This is a genomic window from Emticicia sp. C21 (genome assembly GCF_003418935.1).
Classification (GTDB): domain Bacteria; phylum Bacteroidota; class Bacteroidia; order Cytophagales; family Spirosomataceae; genus Emticicia.
In genome coordinates, this window is the sequence record NZ_QVMT01000014.1 from 115,073 (window position 1) to 135,208 (window position 20,136).

The 20,136-nt window shown below is 38.6% G+C and carries 14 protein-coding genes; 4 read left to right on the plus strand and 10 right to left on the minus strand.

What is annotated here, in order from left to right; translation table 11 throughout:
• The first annotated feature begins 25 nt into the window (after positions 1–25).
• Entirely contained in the window at positions 26–3,379 is a 3,354-nt protein-coding gene (locus tag D0T08_RS23850) for a ThuA domain-containing protein (protein ID WP_116985265.1), read from the plus strand.
• A gap of 99 nt (positions 3,380–3,478) precedes the next feature.
• On the opposite strand, the gene D0T08_RS23855 is transcribed toward D0T08_RS23850, so the two are convergent.
• Positions 3,479–4,273, minus strand: coding sequence for a LexA family transcriptional regulator (locus tag D0T08_RS23855; protein WP_229239039.1), 795 nt, complete (start codon positions 4,271–4,273; stop codon positions 3,479–3,481).
• Between the two features lie 93 nt (positions 4,274–4,366).
• Between D0T08_RS23855 and dinB the strand changes: the two genes are divergently transcribed.
• Together dinB and D0T08_RS23865 are read left to right on the plus strand one after the other, a co-directional pair.
• The gene (gene dinB, locus D0T08_RS23860) at positions 4,367–5,557 is read left to right on the plus strand and encodes a DNA polymerase IV (RefSeq protein WP_116985305.1); all 1,191 of its coding nucleotides are present in this window, start codon (positions 4,367–4,369) and stop codon (positions 5,555–5,557) included.
• A gap of 27 nt (positions 5,558–5,584) precedes the next feature.
• The gene (locus tag D0T08_RS23865) at positions 5,585–8,572 is read left to right on the plus strand and encodes a DNA polymerase III subunit alpha (RefSeq protein WP_116985266.1); all 2,988 of its coding nucleotides are present in this window, start codon (positions 5,585–5,587) and stop codon (positions 8,570–8,572) included.
• 3 nt (positions 8,573–8,575) lie between these two features.
• Here the strand turns inward: D0T08_RS23865 and D0T08_RS23870 are convergent, their stop codons facing one another.
• The 4 genes from D0T08_RS23870 to D0T08_RS23885 all read right to left on the minus strand — a co-directional run bounded on the left by D0T08_RS23870 (position 8,576) and on the right by D0T08_RS23885 (position 12,000).
• On the minus strand, positions 8,576–9,916 hold the full coding sequence (locus tag D0T08_RS23870) for a hypothetical protein (protein WP_116985267.1): 1,341 nt from the start codon (positions 9,914–9,916) through the stop codon (positions 8,576–8,578).
• A complete protein-coding gene (locus D0T08_RS23875; protein WP_116985268.1) occupies positions 9,904–10,527 on the minus strand; it encodes a hypothetical protein in 624 nt (207 codons plus the stop codon). The genes D0T08_RS23870 and D0T08_RS23875 overlap by 13 nt, the downstream gene beginning before the upstream one ends.
• A 96-nt stretch (positions 10,528–10,623) precedes the next feature.
• Entirely contained in the window at positions 10,624–11,130 is a 507-nt protein-coding gene (locus D0T08_RS23880; RefSeq protein WP_116985269.1) for a hypothetical protein, read from the minus strand.
• 114 nt (positions 11,131–11,244) lie between these two features.
• A complete protein-coding gene (locus D0T08_RS23885; protein ID WP_229239040.1) occupies positions 11,245–12,000 on the minus strand; it encodes a carbohydrate-binding family 9-like protein in 756 nt (251 codons plus the stop codon).
• A gap of 59 nt (positions 12,001–12,059) precedes the next feature.
• Between D0T08_RS23885 and D0T08_RS23890 the strand changes: the two genes are divergently transcribed.
• Positions 12,060–12,941, plus strand: coding sequence for a PIG-L deacetylase family protein (locus D0T08_RS23890; RefSeq protein ID WP_116985270.1), 882 nt, complete (start codon positions 12,060–12,062; stop codon positions 12,939–12,941).
• A 47-nt stretch (positions 12,942–12,988) separates the two neighbouring features.
• Here the strand turns inward: D0T08_RS23890 and D0T08_RS23895 are convergent, their stop codons facing one another.
• The 5 genes from D0T08_RS23895 to D0T08_RS23915 all read right to left on the minus strand — a co-directional run bounded on the left by D0T08_RS23895 (position 12,989) and on the right by D0T08_RS23915 (position 20,009).
• A complete protein-coding gene (locus D0T08_RS23895; protein WP_116985271.1) occupies positions 12,989–14,845 on the minus strand; it encodes a penicillin-binding protein 2 in 1,857 nt (618 codons plus the stop codon).
• Positions 14,846–15,199: 354 nt separating this feature from the next.
• Positions 15,200–15,382 (minus strand): hypothetical protein, encoded by a 183-nt coding sequence (locus tag D0T08_RS23900; protein WP_116985272.1) that lies wholly within the window; start codon positions 15,380–15,382, stop codon positions 15,200–15,202.
• A gap of 124 nt (positions 15,383–15,506) precedes the next feature.
• Positions 15,507–16,292: a LexA family transcriptional regulator gene (locus D0T08_RS23905; RefSeq protein WP_147322841.1), complete on the minus strand. Its 786-nt coding sequence runs from the start codon at positions 16,290–16,292 to the stop codon at positions 15,507–15,509.
• 133 nt (positions 16,293–16,425) lie between these two features.
• Positions 16,426–17,322, minus strand: a complete 897-nt coding sequence (locus tag D0T08_RS23910; protein ID WP_116985274.1) for a DUF6454 family protein — start codon at positions 17,320–17,322, stop codon at positions 16,426–16,428.
• Positions 17,323–17,417: 95 nt separating this feature from the next.
• Positions 17,418–20,009 carry a DNA gyrase/topoisomerase IV subunit A gene (locus D0T08_RS23915; RefSeq protein WP_116985275.1) on the minus strand — a complete coding sequence of 864 codons (2,592 nt, stop codon included), beginning with the start codon at positions 20,007–20,009 and terminating at the stop codon, positions 17,418–17,420.
• Positions 20,010–20,136 lie beyond the last annotated feature (127 nt).

A 20,136-nucleotide genomic window follows, 5' to 3' on the forward strand; every position in this document is an offset into this window, starting at 1 on the left:
TTTATACAAAATATTCATTAATCTAATGAAAAGACAGTTTAATCCTATCCTTATTTTATTACTCTTCTTTGCCACTGCAAGCACATTTGCACAACAAAGAAGAATATTAGTTTTTTCTTTAACCAAAGGTTTTCACCACAATTCTATCAAAGAGGGCAATCAGTTTTTTATCGAATTAGGTAGAAAACAAGCTATTGGTGTTGATACCACTACCGATGCCTCAAAGTTTAATGAAGCCAATCTGAAAAATTATGCTGCTGTTGTATTTTTAAGTACTACTGGAGACGTATTGAATCCGGCGCAGCAGGCTGATTTCGAACGCTATATTCAGGCAGGCGGTGGCTATGTAGGTATCCACGCGGCTTCTGATACCGAATATAACTGGCCTTGGTACAACGATTTAATGGGCGGATATTTTGCCAGCCACCCGGGTGGTAGAGTGTCAAACGTGCAGAAAGGTAAAATGATTACCCTTGATAAAACTTTCCCCGCTTCGGCACATTTTCCTGATACTTTTGAAAAAACCGACGAGTTTTATGATTTCAAATCTTTGAAAAAAGACATTCTGAAGTTTATTGTAAGAGTAGACGAAAGCAGCTACGAAATGGGTAAAATGGGCGAGTTCCACCCAATGGCATGGTACCATGAGTTTGATGGTGGTAAAGCTTTTTATTCAAACTATGGTCATACGCCTGAAACTTTCAGCGAACCATTGATTACAGAGCATTTCTGGCAGGGTTTGAAATGGGCAATGGCTACCAAACTGGATTATACTAAAGCCCGTTCAGTACGTGCACCGGAGGAAAATCGTTTTGAGCGTATTACTCTGGCAAGCAACCTGAATGAGCCAACAGAATTAACAGTTTTACCTAATGGTAAAGTATTGTTTGTAGAGCGTAAGGGTGCTCTGAAAGTCTGGAATCCAACTACCAAAAAAGTGAAAGTAGCCGGACAAATGCCTGTATATACCAAATTTGAATATGGTTTAATGGGTATCGGTGCTGACCCGAATTACGAGAAAAACCACTGGATTTATTTATACTATACACCAGATGAAACCCGCGAAGTAACGAAAGATAACTTCCTGGCAAGATTTGAGTATGATGATAAGAAAGATACGATTGTGATGTCGTCAGAAAAAGTATTATTGCGTGTGTATGTAAAACGTGATGAATGTTGCCATACAGGTGGTTCAATTGACTGGGATGGTAAAGGAAATCTTTTCCTTTCAACTGGTGATGATACCAACCCGTTTGCTTCTGAAGGCTTTGCACCAATCGATTTCGGGCCGGGTCGTGAAGGTTGGGATGCGCTTCGTTCATCAGGTAATACCAACGATTTACGCGGAAAAGTATTGAGAATCAAACCACAGGATAATGGTACTTATACTATTCCTGAAGGTAACTTATATCCGGCTGGAACAGAAAAAACGCGTCCGGAAATCTATGCGATGGGTATGCGTAACCCTTACAGAATTGCGGTTGACAAGCGTAATGGTTACTTATACTGGGGTGATGTAGGCCCGGATGCCGGAAAAGCTGATCCTAAACGTGGTCCTGACGGTATTGTGGAATTTAACCAGGCACGTAAACCGGGCTTCTTTGGCTGGCCTATCTTCACTGGCGATAACTTCGCTTATAATCACTATGATTTTGCTAAAAAAGAATCAGGTGAGAAATATGATGCCGCAAAACCTATCAATGATTCGCCAAATAACACAGGTTTAAGAGAATTGATGCCTGCTACTAAAGCGTGGCTTTACTACGGATATGGCGTATCGAAACTGTATCCTGAATTTGGTAAGGGGGGAGCGAATCCGATGGCCGGCCCAGTGTATTATTCAGAAGATTATACTAAGAATCCTAAGCGTTTCCCAAGTTATTTTGATGGTAAATTCTTTGCTTACGAGTGGATGCGCGACTGGATTTATCTGGTAAGTATGGATAAAGAAGGTAATTACCAGGGAATGGAGCGTTTTATGCCAGGCACTAAATTTGCACACCCGATGGACATGGCTTTCTCTAAAGATGGTCGTTTGTTTGTGCTGGATTATGGTATGAACTGGTTTGCTCAAAATGAAGATGCTACTTTATCGGTGATTGAATACAATCCGGGTAACAGAAAACCTGTAATTGCCCTGGCAGCTGATAAAAAAGCAGGGGCTGCGCCATTGGCAGTAGCTTTCTCATCTGCCGGAACTTTAGATTATGACAAAGATGCCATGAAATACTCATGGAATTTTGGCAAAGGCTTGCCTGTAAATACACAACCAAATCCGAAATTTACCTTTACCAAACCAGGTGAATATAATGTGGTATTGACCGTAACAGATGCAGCCGGAAACAAATCATCGCAAAGTACTATAGTTAAAGTAGGAAATGCTCTGCCTACCGTAAACATCTCTGTGAAAGGTAACAAGACTTTCTTCTTCGATAGAGATAAAATCAATTATGATGTAAAAGTAACCGATAAAGAAGACGGTACTTTAGCTAAAGGTATCGATCCTGAAGATGTAGTGGTAAATATCAACTATCTGGAAGGATACGACAAAACCATGTTGGAGCAAGGACATAAAGAAAACATGAACTTTGCCGCAGGTAAACGTCTGATTGATTTAAGCGACTGTAAAGCCTGTCATGCTATAGATAAAAAATCTATCGGACCTGCTTATATGGACGTAGCGAAGAAATACCGTCGTGGACAAACGGCTATCAACCAGTTAGCTGAGAAAGTTATCAAAGGTGGTGGTGGTGTATGGGGCGAACAAGCCATGGCTGCTCACCCGCAGATACCGATGTCAGAGGCAAGAGATATGGTTGATTACATTCTTTCATTGAACGATACCCGCAAAGCTTCTCAACCGGTTACAGGGGCTTATGAAGCTTCGGCACATAAAGGTAAAAAAGAGGGAGCTTATATCATTCAGGCTACTTATACCGACAAAGGTGGAAAGGTAATCGGCCCGTTGAGTACTTCTCAATCTTTAGCTTTACGTAGCCCTAAGATTAAAGCCGTTACTTACGACGAATCGAAAGGCGTAGCGAAATTTAATGTTGAACAATTGGGAGGTGAGTTAGCTATAGCTTCTGAGAACGACAGCTACATAGCTTTCAAAGATATTGACCTGACAGGTATTAAGACTATTATCATTGGTGCATTCTCGCAACAAGGTACGACTGTAGGTGGAACTATGGAAGTAAGATTAGGCTCACCAACCGGAACTGTAGTAGGTATTGCTGACGTACAGGAGGCAAATATGAACCCGCTAAAAATCAAGGTTGATGTGGCAGGCGTACAAAATATTTATTTTGTATTCAAAAATCCGAAAGCAGAAGGCAAACCACTGTTTGGCGTAAATACCATTGAGTTTGTGGATTGATTCCTTTTTAAGAAATAATAAAAGGGTACTTGTCATTTAATGTAAGTACCCTTTTTGCTATCTGGGAGATATATCTGAATCAAATTTTCAAAATTTAGCTTATCCAATAATCTTCTGTTTGAGTTCTTCAATTCCTCTGGTAATACCATGCATATGCTGAAAGAGATTTTCTAAAGAATATTCATCGGCTGAATACTCTTTAGTACTGATAAAACATCTAAACTCCCATAATTCAATTATGTTTTCAAAAGGCATTTCATAAGCACTATAAATTTTATTGTCAGAAACCAGCGACAATATATTCTCCTCTGCTTTTATATACACGCGCTTATAGACAATGCCTGTGGTTGAAACGACGATATATGTTCGGCCGTTTTTTATATCAGCTATTTCTTCTACAAATTTCCCTATAATAATAGAGCCGTCGGGTATGGGTAGCATGGAATCTCCTGTAAGCGGGAAACCTCTGTGTGTGCCGATGCCTATAAACGGCAAAGACGCCTTGGGAAGCGTCTCTATAAATTCGGGGTCAGCATAACCACTTAAGTATCCTGCCGAAGCTTTGACAGGTACTACTTCAATGCTTTCAAACTTTCCATCGTCTTTAATCAGAATCGGGAACAACAATCGGTTTCCGCCTACTTTCATTAAACCTTTTAAATCAACCTTGCTTAAGTCTGACTTCACCAGGGCATCTAAAGCAATATGAAAATAGGAGGAGATAGCGGATAGTGTATCGATAGGAATCGCCCTCGTACCTTGCTCATAATTGGCATAACGAGTACTCGGAATAACAAGTGCATCGGCCAGTTGCTCTTGAGTAAGCCCCCGGCCAAGCCTTAGTAATTTGATGTTTCTGGCTATTTTTAGCTGATTCACTAATTGATTTTCCATAAACTACACAATTTGTTGAGACAATACTACACAAAATGTACATACATTTATTGCAGAATCCCAATAAATATTTATCCACATATGAATACGCCCATGGAAAAAGCCATAGTTCACTATGACCTTGATTCCTTTTTTGTATCCGTCGAAAGACTGAAAAATCCCTCACTTATTGGTAAACCTGTTGTTGTGGGAGGCTCGAGCGAACGAGGTGTAGTAGCCTCTGCCAGCTACGAAGCCCGCCAATTTGGTGTGCACTCTGCTATGTCTTCACAATTAGCGAAACGCTTATGCCCCGATGCCATATTTGTGAGAGGTGACCACCACTCATACACGGAGTTTTCGGATGCTGTTACCGAAATTATAAGCGAATCGGTACCTGTACTGGAAAAAGCCAGTATAGATGAGTTCTACTGTGATTTTACAGGCATGGAGAAATTCTTTGGTTGCTATAAATGGGCCAAAGAAATTAAAACAAGAATTGCTAAAGAAACGAAGCTTAATATCACCTTTGGTCTTAGTACTAGTAAGACCGTCAGCAAAGTGGCTACCAATGAAGCAAAACCTAACGGAAAAATGCAGGTGCTGACAGGCTATGAAAGTATGTTTCTGAAACCTCTGACCATTAATAAGCTTCCCATGATTGGTAATACTACGGCCAAAACACTGCGCACAATGGGTATACAGAACATTGGCACGCTGGCAGCAATGCCCGTAAAATTATTGGAAGCAGTATTTGGTAAGCACGGAAAATTATTCTGGGAGCGGGCTAATGGTATTGACGATACACCTATCGTGCCTTACCATGACCAGAAGTCATTTTCAAAAGAAATGACTTTCGACAAAGACACTACGGATACCGTCAAGCTTAAATCAATTTTAGTTTTCATGGTAGAAAGTCTGACTTTTGATTTGCGGCACCAGGTAAAATGTGCCGGCACTATTACTGTAAAAATCCGCTACTCAAATTTTGATACCTATACACGCCAAACGCATGTCTTTTATACTTCTGATGACCAGATAATTATTGAAAAGGTAATGGATTTATTTGATAATCTGTACGATAAGCGATTGCTCATCAGATTGATAGGTGTGCGCCTGAGCAAACTGGTACAAGGCTACTCTCAGATAAACCTGTTCGATAACTCCTCCAAGTTTGCCGCCTTGCATCAGGCCATGGATAAAGTAAAACATAAGCACGGCGAAAAAATAATTGGTAGGGCTAATGGCATGCAGGTAAGTAAACCTTCTATCGTTAAAGCGAAGCACTTAGCATTGACTCAATAATTACTTAATATCCAAATCTATACTATAATGTATCTAAACTGCCACAGTTATTTTAGTCTCAATTACGGGACACTTAGTATAAAAGATCTGGTTGCAAAAGCTAAAGTTGCCGGATGCAAGAGGCTCGCTCTTACAGATATTAATAATGTATCAGGCATATTTGACTTTATAAAGGAATGTAAAAATGCCGACATAACACCTATTGTTGGTGTGGAGTTCAGAAACGGTGATGATTTGAAATACATTGCATTGGCAAAAAAACAGAAAGGACTGTATGAAATCAATAAGTTTTTATCCGGCTATCTAGATTCTGGCAAGCCATTTCCGCAAAAAGCGCCACCATTTAAAAATAGCTTTACTATTTATTCTGTTAATCATTTCGAATCAAACCCAACCCTTGATGCACACGAGTACATCGGAGTACGGTTCTGGGAAATAACCAAGCTTTTTAAATATCAGAAACATGCCGCTATTCAGAAAGTTTTGGTGATGCAGTCGGTCACTTTTCATGATAAACTTACTTATAATTTACACCGTTTGCTGAGAGCCATTGGCAAAAATGTCTTATTAAGCAAATTGTCTAAAAGCCAAGAGGCCTGTCCTGATGAGGTGTTTTTTGATATGCCTGTTCTACTTAAAAAATTCAGCAATTGTCAGTTTTTCTTAAGAAATACAGAGTCGGTGATGAACGCATGTAATTTTGAGTTTAATGCTAAGACTGATAAGAACAAGCGAGTATTTACCGATAGTAAAGAAACTGATGCTGCTTTGCTCCGTAAACTTACATTGGATGGGGCAGTTAAAAGATACGACATATCTGATAAGGAAGTTCTCAGGCGGATAGAAAATGAACTGGATATTATAAAAAGGATGAATTTTGAGGCGTATTTCCTCATGACCTGGGATATTATTAATTATGCAAAAAACAGGGGTTATTTTCATGTAGGCAGAGGGTCCGGAGCTAATTCAATTGTGGCTTACTGTATGGGTATTACAGATGTTGACCCGATTGAGTTAAACCTGTTTTTCGAAAGATTTATCAATCCGGAAAGAACTTCACCCCCTGATTTTGACATAGATTTCAGCTGGGATGAACGCAATGAAATTATTGAGTATTTTTTTAAAAGATATGGTAAGGAGCATGTCTGTCTGTTGGCTACTTATAATACTTTTCAGCGCAACTCGGCTATACGGGAGCTTGCGAAAGTATTCGGCTTACCCAAAACAGAAGTAGACACCTATCTGAGATACCCCGATAAGGCACAGGAGAATGAGTATATGAGATATATTCTGAAATATGCTCCCCTAATGGACGATTTTCCTCAGAATTTATCAATCCATGCGGGAGGTATTCTTGTTTCAGAGGAATCATTATATAATTATACGGCCTTGCAGCCTATGCCCAAGGGTTTTCCGATATGCCAGTGGGATATGTATATAGCCGAGGAAATAGGCTTTTCGAAATTCGATATACTCTCTCAACGAGGCTTAGGGCATATAAAAATGGCAGTTGATATAGTACGCGAAAATCACGGGATTAATATTGACATCCATCAGGTAGAAAAGTTCAAGGAAGATGAGAACGTACGGAAAAAGCTACAAAGCAATGAAACTATGGGCTGTTTTTACGTGGAGTCTCCGGCTATGAGGCAGTTAATGTGGAAGCTCAGGTGTGATAATTATCTGACATTAGTGGCGGCTAGCTCTATCATACGGCCCGGCGTAGCAAGTAGCGGTATGATGAAAGCCTATATAGAGCGACACCATAATCCATATAATATTGACTATCTGCATCCAAAAATGAAAGAATTATTAGAAGATACGTATGGGGTAATGATTTACCAGGAAGATGTAATAAAAGTAGCAAATGGGTTTGCCGGTATGACTTTGGGAGAATCTGATATGCTCAGGCGTGCCATGTCGGGTAAATATAGGGCGAGGATGGAGTTTGAAAAAATAGTAGGCAAATGGTTTATCAATTGTAAAGCTAAAGGATATAGCGACGAACTGGCAAAAGAGGTATGGCGGCAAGTGGAAAGCTTTGCGGGGTATAGTTTTTCTAAGGCTCATTCGGCCTCTTATGCAGTAGAGAGTTATCAGAGTCTTTTTTTGAAAACATACTTCCCTTTGGAATTTATTACGGCAGTTATCAATAATTTCGGAGGATTTTACCGAACCGAATTTTATATACATGAAGCCAGGCGTTCGGGGGCTATAATCGAAGTGCCCGATATTAACGAAAGCCAGTTTCTGACCCGCATTAAAGGAAAAACCATCTGGCTCGGTTGGGTACATGTCAAGAGCCTTGAAGTAAAAATTGTAGAAAGGGTCATGCATGAAAGACAGAAAAATGGCCGATTTGTGTCATTTTCTGATTTTGCTCATCGTGTTGAGGTAGGATTGGAGCAACTCATTGTATTAATCAGACTAGGGGCTTTCAGAAGTTTTGGAGTGTCGAAGAAAGAATTATTATGGGAAGCACATTTATTGCTGCATAACAATTATAAACCCTCGGTCTATAAGGAAGCCTTATTTGAATATCTGGAACCCGAGACAAACCTGCCGACTTTATCATTTGACCCCCTGGAAGATATCTATGATGAGATTGAGTTTCTGGATTTTACGATTAGTTCACCATTTGAACTATGCGCAGAACCGTTGGAAAATACCCCCACCTCAGATAATCTGCATGAAATGTTTGATAAGGAGATAGGCTTATATGGTTATCTGGTAACATGGAAATCTATAAGAACAAAAAATGGACAATTGATGGGTTTTGGTTACTTCTATGATTTAGCAGGTAAGTTTTTTGATACTGTCCATTTTCCTTATTCTTTAGAAAAACATCCGCTCCGGGGCTCAGGGATATATTATCTGAGTGGCAAAGTGGTTGAAGATTTCGGATTCTATTCAATAAATATAGAGTCGATGCGAAAAGTTGAATTAAAGCCTGACCCAAGAAGTGTATCAGAGCCTATATCTGATGCTTCATTAGGTTTTTTGGTAACTGATTAAGGTTTATCTAGCGCCCACCATTCGTTCAATCCACCTCGAAATATTAATCAACAATTGACTAGTACCTGCATAAAACAAGGTGAGAAAGATAATTTTGAAGAACCCTCGTCTGAAAGTAAAAGGGATGTTGGCGCCTTCAATATGTAGTACAATGAGCATAAAGATAATGTGCATACCCATTACCCAGCTTAGTTTGAGCAGTTCGGTTCTGGTTCTGTATAAGCCAATGTTGATGAGCAGAAGTATAAAAAACAGAATAAAGCTATAGTTCCAGTAAGCTATGTCAAACATAATCTTGTGTGTACCAACCAGAGTTGTCCAACCCCGAGAGAAATAATGATTAAAATCAAGAAGAATTTTGCCTAAAGGAATAGCTTTCGGTACCATGATGCCTACGAAGAGGTAATTCCAACTAATGAATAAAACTACAGGGAAAATACTATAAGCTATGGCATTTTGAATGAATTTTTGTCTGTGTAAAAACAATAATACTACAGGTAGGAAAAGAATGGTTTCGGTGCGAGTCCAGCAGGCAAAGGCAAAAAATATACTTGATAGCCAGAAATCGGCTTGCTTAGGTATTTCATCCAAATAATACCGGTATAGGCAGGTAAAAGCAATAAAGAGAAATATAGCGTTCGGATAATCAGTCTGTACTAAATAGGTATAAGAATAGAGTTCTGGCATAAACCATAGGAATATCAGCAGCCAACCTGCCAGTATGGGGTGGATGTAATAGCTGAGTTCGAAATAAAAGTATAAGAAAAACGCCAATACCATACACGAGAGCCAGACCTTGCCAAATAATGAGCCCAAACATAGATAAATAAGCTGCATCAGCATAATAAAGGGCGCATAATAGGGCTGATTGCTTAGAGGATAAGTTTTGGTAAGGAAATCAGTATAAATACTATTTTGGAGCGTACCCTCATAAAAAGTAGCTTTTGCTATCAATTCTGGCCCAACAATGGTATCAAAAGGAATATTTGGATAGAAGTAACATTTCCAAATACTGATATACATAAAATAAGCTGTAATTAGGAAGAAAGGAATCTCATAAAGTCTAATTTTCAGATTGTCAATCCTAACTAATTCTACCAGAAAGTTTCTATTGATTATACAACCAGTGACACCTATCACTACTGATACCATTAACCCACTTAAAACGGAAATCTTATTGATGTTAATATGGACGAATTCTAAGAAAAAAGGAATAAATGAAGCGATAGCAATACCTAACAAAAGAGCCAATGCGACAAAAGCAACCAGATGCCTTTTTAGCCGGAAGATACTCAATAACCCTGCTCCGGTAATGATATGTGACAGAATGGCTAGGGTTTCCATGGTTTCTTATTTTTCTGTTTTAGATAATCAACCGCTGTTTGAGGTATAAAAAAGCCAAAAGGCTGATAGACCTTCAATTTCTTAATAATTGCTTCTTTTTGTGCTACAGAGGAGTCATTTAAGTTGACCAGTTGAAACCCTTTTTTTCTAGTGGCCAGAAATGTATGTGTGGCTTTTTGTAATAAAGAATCAGGATAAGTAATTTCCACAAAACGCACTTTATTCATCGCAAGATTCTTGAATTTACTGGGATATGTCCAGGTGTAAGGGTCTATATGGTTTTTGGGGTTATATGCATTTTCTACCAGATAATATTGTGGAGGTAAGAGAAAAATATCATCTTCTTTCATCACTGAATCCAGTAAATTGATAATGGCACATTCTTTAGCATAGATAAGATTATATCGGGCAGCACTATCCAAGTCGTTACCTAAACGTGCTTTGGTATTATAAAAACTTTGTATCTTAAATTGGATAAAAGAAACGTTTTTAGGCAAAATAAAGATAATACCTATACCAATAAGATTTATGGCCAATAGCAGAAGTACTTTACTGGATGAAGCAGGTTTATCATTGTCTTTAAGCGCTTGTTGAAAGTCAGGTTTTCCCATAAGCAGTTTATGTTGCTAAAAACAATGATTTAACTGGTATTGACTAGCAAAAGTTTAAAGCCTTACGCTTCTCATATAAAAGCGTGAGGCAAAATCTTACTTGGCTACAAAGCGTCGCCAACCTATATAAATCAGAACAAAAAGCACTACAAAAATCCCCAACAGATATTGGAAAGGTAGATATGAAAAAACAACAATATGTATTTTCTCTAACAACCACATCAGAAACATAGTGGCAAAGAGCATAAACCATAAACCCGAAATCTTATCAAAGCCTGGTATAAGTGCCAGATTAACATTTCTACGGATAAGGAATATAGTAATAAGCATCACGACAATAGGCAGAATCTGCATATATACGTCGGTCTGCATCACATCTCCCTTTTGGAACAGGAAAAAGTAGATATTAAGAGCAACTGCAAAAATACCCGGTACACTTACCAGATAAATAAGAGCGGCATAAAGGTATTTCCAGGGAGAAAGATGTCCCTCACCTTTGCCTAAAAAGCCTGCTACAATGGCTGCTACAGGAATAATCAGGAAGTAGAAAAGCAAGAAACTCGGGTTTTCGCCAATTCGCTGAAAAAGTTGTTGTAAAGTCATCGTTACGTTCTATTTTGGGCAAATGTAAAAGATTTTTCAGGAAAACAAATAACACTATCTGATAATCGGATGAAAGACCTGACTATCGTGCAGAGGCATTGATGAATTTAGCTGTCAGTCAAAAATAAAAGTACCAAACTTCTCAAAATCATGAAAATTAGTTCTTGTCAGTTGCCACGACCACGCCGAACTCTTCTTGTCGTAATCTATCCGATACATATTGGCTCTCCACTGTGTTCCTTTTTTGGGTGGGACGTTGTTCAGAGGCTTCAATAGGGTATAAGGAATAAAAAACTCCGCATTCCAACCTACTATAGCATTGTTTTTAGTTTCAATATAGGCCGCATGGCGGGTTTTTCTGTCTCCTTCATAATGCCATGGGCGCCAACCTAAAAATGTACCTTTCATATTAGGCACCAGAATCGGCAACTCATAATTATAAGGCGATAACTCGTATTCAAAATAAATAGGCATGCTTTCGTCTGTCCAGAGAAATACTTCTACCACATCTTCTAAATACAAATTAGCAAAATCTTCTTTCATAGTAGAAGTAATCAAGGAATCCTGACAATGAAACAGGAAATATACTCCTGAATCTGAATACAATACTTTGGCATCCGTTGCATAAACTTTTCCATCCTTTCTGCGCTGTGGCAAGGACACCCAATTGGTTTTAGCCCAATTAGTATTTGTAGCTTTACCATCTACTTCAAAATCAGCTGTTTTCAGAACTGTTAATTTGCCAGTATCAGAGTTCTGTTGCGCCTTTGTTGTTATGCCAATACAGAGTAAAAATAGTATGAAGAAAAAAGAACGCATAGTATTCATAAGTGCCTGTGTATTTTGTCGATTGAATAGATTGTAAACCATGCGAAAATATTATATTTTTATCAGTTATTAAACAATTTCAACCTTTAAACAACCTACTTATGTTCAAACGTATATTTTTACTAGCCTTTCTGCTGGTAAGTTCCATGGCGTATAGCCAAACACAGAAATCCCTCAGAATTATTATGATTGGCGCCCATCCCGACGACTGCGATTTAGATGCAGGGGGAATAGGTATCTTATTTTCAAAAATGGGCCATGCTGTCAAATTTGTGGCAGTAACTAATGGTGATGCCGGACATCAGAGTGAGGGAGGTGGTATGTTAGCCAAAAGAAGATTTGCCGAAGCCAAAGAAGCAGGCAAAAGATTTGGTGTAGAATATGATGTATTAGATAATCATGATGGAGAGTTGCTACCAAATCTGAATGTCAGATTGCAGATTATCCGTAAAATCAGAGAGTGGGGAGCAGATGTAGTAATTGCCCCGAGACCGAACGATTATCACCCTGATCATAGATATACAGGTATTTTGGTACAAGATGCAGCCTATATGGTAGGCGTGCCTAACGTAGCAGCTGATACCCCACCTTTGAAAAAGAACCCTGTTTTCATGTATTTTCATGACAATTTTCAAAGACCAAATCCATTTAGACCAGATGTAGTGGTTGATATATCTGCTGTTTATGAGCAGAAAATCTATGCGCTTGATGCCCATGTTTCACAGGTATACGAATGGTTACCCTGGATAGGAGGCTATTTAGACCAAGTGCCTAAGAGTGATGCAGAAAGAAAAGCATGGTTGGCTAAAACCAGAGCTGTACCTATCTCGGCAGAAGCAAGAACTTCATTGGAAAAATGGTATGGTAAGAATTATGCAGCTAATGTAAAACATGCCGAATTTTTCGAAATCTGTGAGTACGGATCAAGACCTACCGATGATGATATAAGGAGATTATTTCCGATGCTAAAACTTTCTAATTAGTCTATAATAAAAATACCCCTCGAAAAGGGGTATTTTTATTTAGAATATTAATTCTCTGGTGTTCCTCCGGATTGTTGCGCTCGCCCTGCCATTGTCCGGTAGCTGGTATTCATAATCTGCTCTACGTATTCTTTACGCTTAATATCTCGTTTAATATATTTTTCAATTAGCAAAGAGGCAATAGGCGCAGCTGCTCTTGCTCCCCAGATACCATTCTCTACCACTACAGCAATAGCAATCTTAGGATTCACACGTGGAGCAAAAGCAATGAACAGTGAGTGGTCACCACCTTTTTTGTTTTGCGAAGTACCTGTCTTACCACAAACTTCAAGACCCTCTATACGAGCTACACGGCCTGTACCATGCTCAACCACATCGTACATCCCATCAACCACAGGTATAAAATAGCCAGGGTCAATATCTGTTTTATGTACCTTTACTAAATCTGGTTTTACGCCTCCTTTAGTTGTGCCAATCCCTTTTACTAAGTGAGGGGTTACCCAATAGCCATGGTTAGCCAAAGCAGCACATAAATTAGCTAATTTCAATACATTCACACCCAATTCTCCTTCACCGATACTTAATGAGTAGATGTTAGAGAATTTCCATTGATTTTTGCCGTATACTTTATCATAGCGCTCTACACTTGGCAATAGGCCGGCTTTTTCACCCGGCAAATCAATGCCTAGTTTTATTCCAAAACCAAATTTCTCCATCATCGTATGCCATACCGAAAGGCCATCACGCGCCGAAATAAAAGGATTAGAAATATCATTATTCCCAATAATCTTCTTGAATACATTGAAGAAATAAGGATTGCACGAGTTCTGAATAGCATTATGCAGATTAGCTGTATGGAAACCCGAGTGTCCGTGACAAGCCATAGGAGAGGGGAAACCCGTAAATGAAGTATTAGGAGTGATGACTCCTAATTCTAAAGCCACAGCCGATTGTACCAATTTGAAAGTCGAACCCGGACGATAAAAAGAGTTAGTTACCCGATTCAGTAAAGGTTTATCAGGATTCAAAGATAATTCTCTGAATTTAGCAGAGAAAAGTCTGCCTGAAAGTTCATTAGGATCATAGGTAGGATAAGACCCTAAAGTCAGGATTTCACCAGTATTAGGTTCTATAGCTACCACACCACCCACTTTATTCTGGAAAAGACTATCGGCCAATTGTTGCACCTCCATATCAATGGTTGAATAAAGGTTTTTACCAATTACGGCTAGTGTATCAAACTGTCCATTGCCATAAGAACCTTTATCTTCACCTTTTACATTCACCATCGTAAACCTGATTCCCCGTTGCCCTCGCAAGTCCATTTCATATTCTTTTTCAAGACCCGTTAAGCCGATATAATCACCTTTTCTATAATATTTTACTTCTCCCTGATCTTCATATTGCTTTTTAGACAACTCTCCAATGTAACCAAGGGCATTGGCCATTGTGTGGGCTGGATATGTACGGAAAAAAGATTGCTCAAAATGAAAACCTGAAAAGTTAACCATAGCATCGGCTACTTTCGCATAGTCTTCTTTCGATAACTGTCTCAGGAATAAAGAAGCCCGATTGACGGAATATTCTTTAGCTATACGCATAGTACTGTCGAAATACTGACGGGTGATACCAAATAAACGGCAGAATGTAAGCGTATCTAAGGGTTTTAGTTTACGCGGAGTTACGTACATATCATATACCTCTACGTTTGCCACCAATAACTTACCATTCCTGTCGTAGATTTGTCCACGCAACGGAATCTGCACGTCACGTCTGATAGCATTAGTAGAACCTAAAGACCGATATTTGTCATCAATTACCTGTAGATATAGTAGCCTCACGGCATAAATCATGAGTACAGTAAAGAAGAAGAAAAGGATAATTTGTTTGCGATTCTCAAGCATTCGTTAATAAGGATTTTAAAGCACACCACGAATTTAACTAAGTTTTGGCTAATATTCTTGTATAAAATGCAAGAATATTTTCAAAATCTGGCCAAATCGCTCATATACAGCATTGTAGGGCTGTTTGGGTATAAGCAAGCAATAAGCACCCAGAATACGTATAGACTTGGTAAATTAAGTATAGATAAAGATATAATTAGCTAAGGAAGAAAACTGAAGAGTGAAGAGAAATAGCTAGCAGCTATGAAAGACAGTTGTTATTGTTCTGAATTAAAAAAGTGTTATGTGGATTGAGCTATTTCTCTACATTGACTCTTCTAAAGGTATTTTGGGGTTCAATCATAAAATTGTTTTTTACTTAACAGGAATTAAGTTAAGCGAAGTTGGTTTCTGATAGCCCATCTTGGCAATCGTTGACCTCACTTTTTTCAAGGCTTGTTTTTTATTAGTGGCTGGCAGGAAATCGTGCATCTTGAAGTCGATTCCTTCGGCCATATATTCATAAATTCTCATGCTTAGAAATTTAGCGGTTTGCATTTTAGGTTTATTTTTAAATGTTAGTTATTAGGAAAAGTTTTTGAAAGTAGTTTGAACCATTAAAATTCAAACTACTTTTTAATAATCAAACAGCAGTTCTAGAGTCCCTTACTATCGATATAGCTTACAACTTCATGTTTAGCTTTATCGTCTGTACATCGTGTTGGATACTCTGTAAGACTGAAAAAAGTAAATCACTTGGTTGTCTGTCTGTAGGATTGATGCTACAAACAAACTCCCATATTTCAAAAATTTCTTCAAATGGCAGTTTGTACGGCATATAATAAGCGTTGTCAGAGTGGAGCATCAGATGCCCGTCTTTCATATTAAATCGATGTATTCTTTTATAAACCAGCCCATCATTCTGGGTGAGTATCACATAAGTTTTACCATCTTTTATCTCTGAAATATTTTCGAGGTATTTACCTATTACAAACGCGCCCTTTTCTAGTGGTGGCATGGAATCTCCGATAATCGGAAAACCCCTATATTTTCCATTAGCGATATATGGCAGAGAGATACGTGGTAACGCCTGAATAAATTCAGGATTGCTGTAGCCTGTCAGATACCCTGCCGATGCTTTTACAGGCACTAACTCAATCATATCATTCCCCTCTTTATCAACAGTCATCGGAAACAGCACTCGTCTGCCGCCTATTTCAAGCAGGCTTTTCAGGTCTGTTACTGATGTGAGATCCATTGTTACCAATGTATCAATCGACACTTCAAAGAACTTGGCTAGAGCTGTTAATCCCTCAATGGTAGGAGATGATTTCCCTTCTTCCCATGAACCCAACGTGGTTCTCGGAACACTCAGTGCCTCTGCCAAAGCTCCCTGGCTTAATTCTTTTAATTTTCTCAAGTGAGCAATATTAAAAGCAAGTAACGTTTTAGTTGTACTATTTTTCATTGTGCCGATACTTTCGGATTCTCTTGCCGAAATCTTCGGCAATTGTAAAGACAAACTTGTAAACTACCAAATTTTTTGGAAATTATTTTTGAATTTTTATAATAACTTAATATTGAGGAGGTTATCAGCCCGTTTATGGCTTTAAAATAGCATCATAAATGAAAAGGGTAGACGCCTTATCATCTTCAGGTACAAAGTAGGCTCTGATTTTTTCGGCAATAGATTCTACCCAAAATGGATTACTGGTCATAGGCAAGCCTGTAGGAGACCATAAACGGATAGGAGTCTGATGGATAGGACGATAATCTTTTAAACTGATAAGGTCGAAACCACCCAAACGGATAGTCTGGTTATTATTACTGTATCGTTGGAGGCCAGAGCAAAGCACCATGTCTTTACCTAAATAGTGGCAATCCTGATAATCTATATAAAATGACGGATTTATGATACGTAAATCTTCTGGAGACGCATTGGTATTAATTGTTTGACCTTTAGTATTGAGTTTCCACTGATAAAAATTTCTTGAACCCCAGCTAACGCCGAAAAGCGTATTAGCATCAGTATTATGAATAATGCCGCCAATGTGCTCTTTAAAACGAAATACCTCGTTTGACTGCATCATATGTGGGTCAATTTTATAAATAATAGCCTGACTATTGGGACGATATTCTGCTACCGGAACCCATATATGTTTGCCATCATAATCAATGCCACCGGGGTGATACATCGTACCTTCTCCTAAAGTAATCTGTGCTAAAAGCTTACCTGTAGAATCCATTTTAAATAAATGCCCGACACCTTCGCCAGGCTCTCCATTTCCCGGACGTTTGATTATTTCAACCGAACTCATATAGAAAAACTCTCCAATCTTGACCATGCCTTGTGGATGATACGTCGAGAATTGTAAAGGGATAGCGGCTACCTGTTGCCATTCCGTATCATACCGGAGTTTCTTTATTTTATCTACAAGTGTCTGTGCTTGTATAAGTAAATGAGAAAGTAAGAGCGTTGCAAATAATAGGTAGCGCATAGCTTTGGCGAATAGGTAGTTGATATGAGCAGAAATATAAAAGGGGAAAACGAATTTCCCCTTATTTGTATCATTAAATTATTGTATACGCAATATTAAAATAAAGCTAATTGATTGTCAGAATTATCTGCTGCTTCCTGTTGGGTTTCAATCTGCCCTTCAGATACTGGTTCTGTTTCCTGTTTTACTTCTACTTCTTCAGGTTTCGGGTCTAGCATTTTTACTTCTACTACATCGTAGACATTCAATTTCTGTCCAATGGCTTTCCAGCCTCTTACCTCTACAAATTCATCGATATTGATAGCCTGTGTTTCGATAGGTGCTTTTTTATCAGCTTTGGTTTTGAGCGACATACGTGGATATTTATCAGTACTTACGGCTAATAAACGAGAGTTTTTGGTATCAGTGATAAACAAAAACTTCTTATCAATCGTAGTTGTCTCAATTTTAAATCGCTTGATATAAAAGGTTTTGTTTTCTCCTTCAAAGTATAAACAGGAGATAACCCTATCAGGGGAGAACTTCACTACTTTTGAGATTTCTCTTGGTTCATAGCGATTGGTTAACTCAAAATTAGTCAACTCATACTGACCATCCTTATAGAGAACCAATATCCTGTCTTCTGAACCAAAGTTGCCTAAATATACACCATGTTCATCTCTGTTCAGTTTACCAATAACTGCATCGAACCAGATGTCAACTCCTCCTAAAGTAGATTTACCTGCTGATTTAAGGACTACTTTTTTGACTGGGAATTTAGTAATGAGATTCCCCATCGAACTTCTGTTTTTGATAGCTAATGGCGCAAAATCCCAATCCAGTTGTTTTTTCTTAGCAGTTGAATTGGCAGTCAGATTAACGAAGACAGTCTCGGCTTCACCATTATCGTTAGCAGTAAAATACAGGACTTTCGATTTTGGATGACCCATTGATACATCGTATTCTTTATCACGGGTAATACCTGTTACAAAGAAACGTTTGGCATAAGAAGCACCTGATTTACCATCAGAATAGATAACGTTGTAGATTTTACGTTCATCATTTTTACGGAAAACCGAGCAATAGATAATGTCTTTACCGACGAATACCTTTTCCTGGATTTTAGTGATGACATACTTTCCATCACGTTTGAAGGCAATAATATCATCAATATCAGAGCAATCCATAATATATTCATCTTTTTTGAGCCCATACCCAATGAAACCTCCCTCACGGTCAACATACAATTTCTGATTATTGGCAGCTACAACCGTTGCCTGCACGGCCTCAAATTGTCTTATCTCGGTTCTGCGCTCACGTCCTTTGCCGTATTTTTTCAACAGGTCTTTAAAGAAACTGATGGTATAGCGAACCAGATTCAATAAATTATCTTCAACCTCTGCCAACTCCTGTTCCAGACGACGCATTAATTCATCAGCCTTGAAAGAGTCATATTTAGAAATACGCTTGATTTTGATTTCGCACAAACGCAGGATGTCTTCTTCTACAATTTCTCTGTAAAAATCTTTCTTGAAAGGGTCTAAACCTTTGTCTATGGTCTGGATTACTGCCTCAAAAGTTTCGCACTCTTCAATATCACGATAGATGCGGTTTTCGATGAAGATTTTCTCTAATGAACTATACAGCAATTTCTCTTTCAACTCATGTTTCTTAATTTCCAACTCGCGTTTCAGCAAATGCATAGTCTGATTGGTAGACTGACGGAGGATTTCGCTGATAGTCACGAAATGTGGTTTTTCGTCAATAATCACACAGGCGTTCGGAGAGATTGAAACTTCACACTCGGTAAAAGCATAAAGTGCATCAATAGTAATATCAGGTGAGGTATTTGGCGCTAAGTGTACAATAATAGATACCTCTTTCGCTGTATTATCTTCTACTTTCTTTATTTTGATTTTACCTCCATCATTCGCTTTAATGATAGACTCAATCAAGCTAGTGGTAGTAGTACCAAACGGAATTTCCTTAATGATTAACGTCTTTTTATCTGCCTCTACAATTCTGGCTCTTACTTTTACCTTTCCACCTCTGGCACCATCATTATAAGTATTTACATCAATCATTCCACCGGTCAGGAAATCAGGGAATAACTGAAAATTTTCTTTTTTAAGGTAAGCAATAGAGGCTTCGCATACTTCAATAAAGTTGTGCGGCAATATCTTGGTTGAAAGACCAACGGCGATGCCCTCAACGCCTTGTACTAATAGCAAAGGGAATTTTGCCGGAAGATTAATGGGCTCACGTTTACGGCCGTCATAAGACATCTGCCATTCGGTAGTATCTTCGTTAAACAAGACATCGTTGGCAAATTTCGATAGCCTTACCTCAATATAACGAGGAGCAGCAGCACCATCTCCGGTTCGTATATCTCCCCAGTTTCCCTGGGTATCTAATAAAAGATTTTTTTGCCCCATTGAAACGATAGCATCTCCGATAGACGCATCGCCATGCGGGTGGAATTGCATGGTAGAGCCGATAACGTTGGCTACTTTATTAAAGCGACCATCGTCCATTTCTTTAAGGGCGTGCATTACACGTCGCTGTACCGGTTTCAGACCATCTTCGATGGCTGGTACAGCACGCTCTAGAATTACATAAGAGGCATAGTCGAGAAACCAGTTCTCAAACATATCATCAATAACTTCTTTTTGTTGAAGCGGATCGTACTTAGGGTTTTGGTCACTCATGGGAGTCAATACAAGAAAGCATTATTTTATAGCAAATATAACAAAAAAATACCATATATCTACCTATAATATGCAAAAAAGGACTTACTTTCAGTAAATCCTTTCCTGTTTTTTTTATATAAGTTCT

Coding starts and splice junctions, on each gene's coding strand:
- D0T08_RS23900 (WP_116985272.1), bottom strand. CDS start 15,382: ATGCAAACCGCTAAATTTCTAAGCATGAGAATTTATGAATATATGGCC.
- D0T08_RS23905 (WP_147322841.1), bottom strand. CDS start 16,292: ATGAAAAATAGTACAACTAAAACGTTACTTGCTTTTAATATTGCTCAC.
- D0T08_RS23885 (WP_229239040.1), bottom strand. CDS start 12,000: ATGGTTTACAATCTATTCAATCGACAAAATACACAGGCACTTATGAAT.
- D0T08_RS23875 (WP_116985268.1), bottom strand. CDS start 10,527: ATGGGAAAACCTGACTTTCAACAAGCGCTTAAAGACAATGATAAACCT.
- dinB (WP_116985305.1), top strand. CDS start 4,367: ATGGAAAAAGCCATAGTTCACTATGACCTTGATTCCTTTTTTGTATCC.
- D0T08_RS23890 (WP_116985270.1), top strand. CDS start 12,060: ATGTTCAAACGTATATTTTTACTAGCCTTTCTGCTGGTAAGTTCCATG.
- D0T08_RS23870 (WP_116985267.1), bottom strand. CDS start 9,916: ATGGAAACCCTAGCCATTCTGTCACATATCATTACCGGAGCAGGGTTA.
- D0T08_RS23855 (WP_229239039.1), bottom strand. CDS start 4,273: ATGGAAAATCAATTAGTGAATCAGCTAAAAATAGCCAGAAACATCAAA.
- D0T08_RS23880 (WP_116985269.1), bottom strand. CDS start 11,130: ATGACTTTACAACAACTTTTTCAGCGAATTGGCGAAAACCCGAGTTTC.
- D0T08_RS23865 (WP_116985266.1), top strand. CDS start 5,585: ATGTATCTAAACTGCCACAGTTATTTTAGTCTCAATTACGGGACACTT.
- D0T08_RS23915 (WP_116985275.1), bottom strand. CDS start 20,009: ATGAGTGACCAAAACCCTAAGTACGATCCGCTTCAACAAAAAGAAGTT.
- D0T08_RS23910 (WP_116985274.1), bottom strand. CDS start 17,322: ATGCGCTACCTATTATTTGCAACGCTCTTACTTTCTCATTTACTTATA.
- D0T08_RS23850 (WP_116985265.1), top strand. CDS start 26: ATGAAAAGACAGTTTAATCCTATCCTTATTTTATTACTCTTCTTTGCC.
- D0T08_RS23895 (WP_116985271.1), bottom strand. CDS start 14,845: ATGCTTGAGAATCGCAAACAAATTATCCTTTTCTTCTTCTTTACTGTA.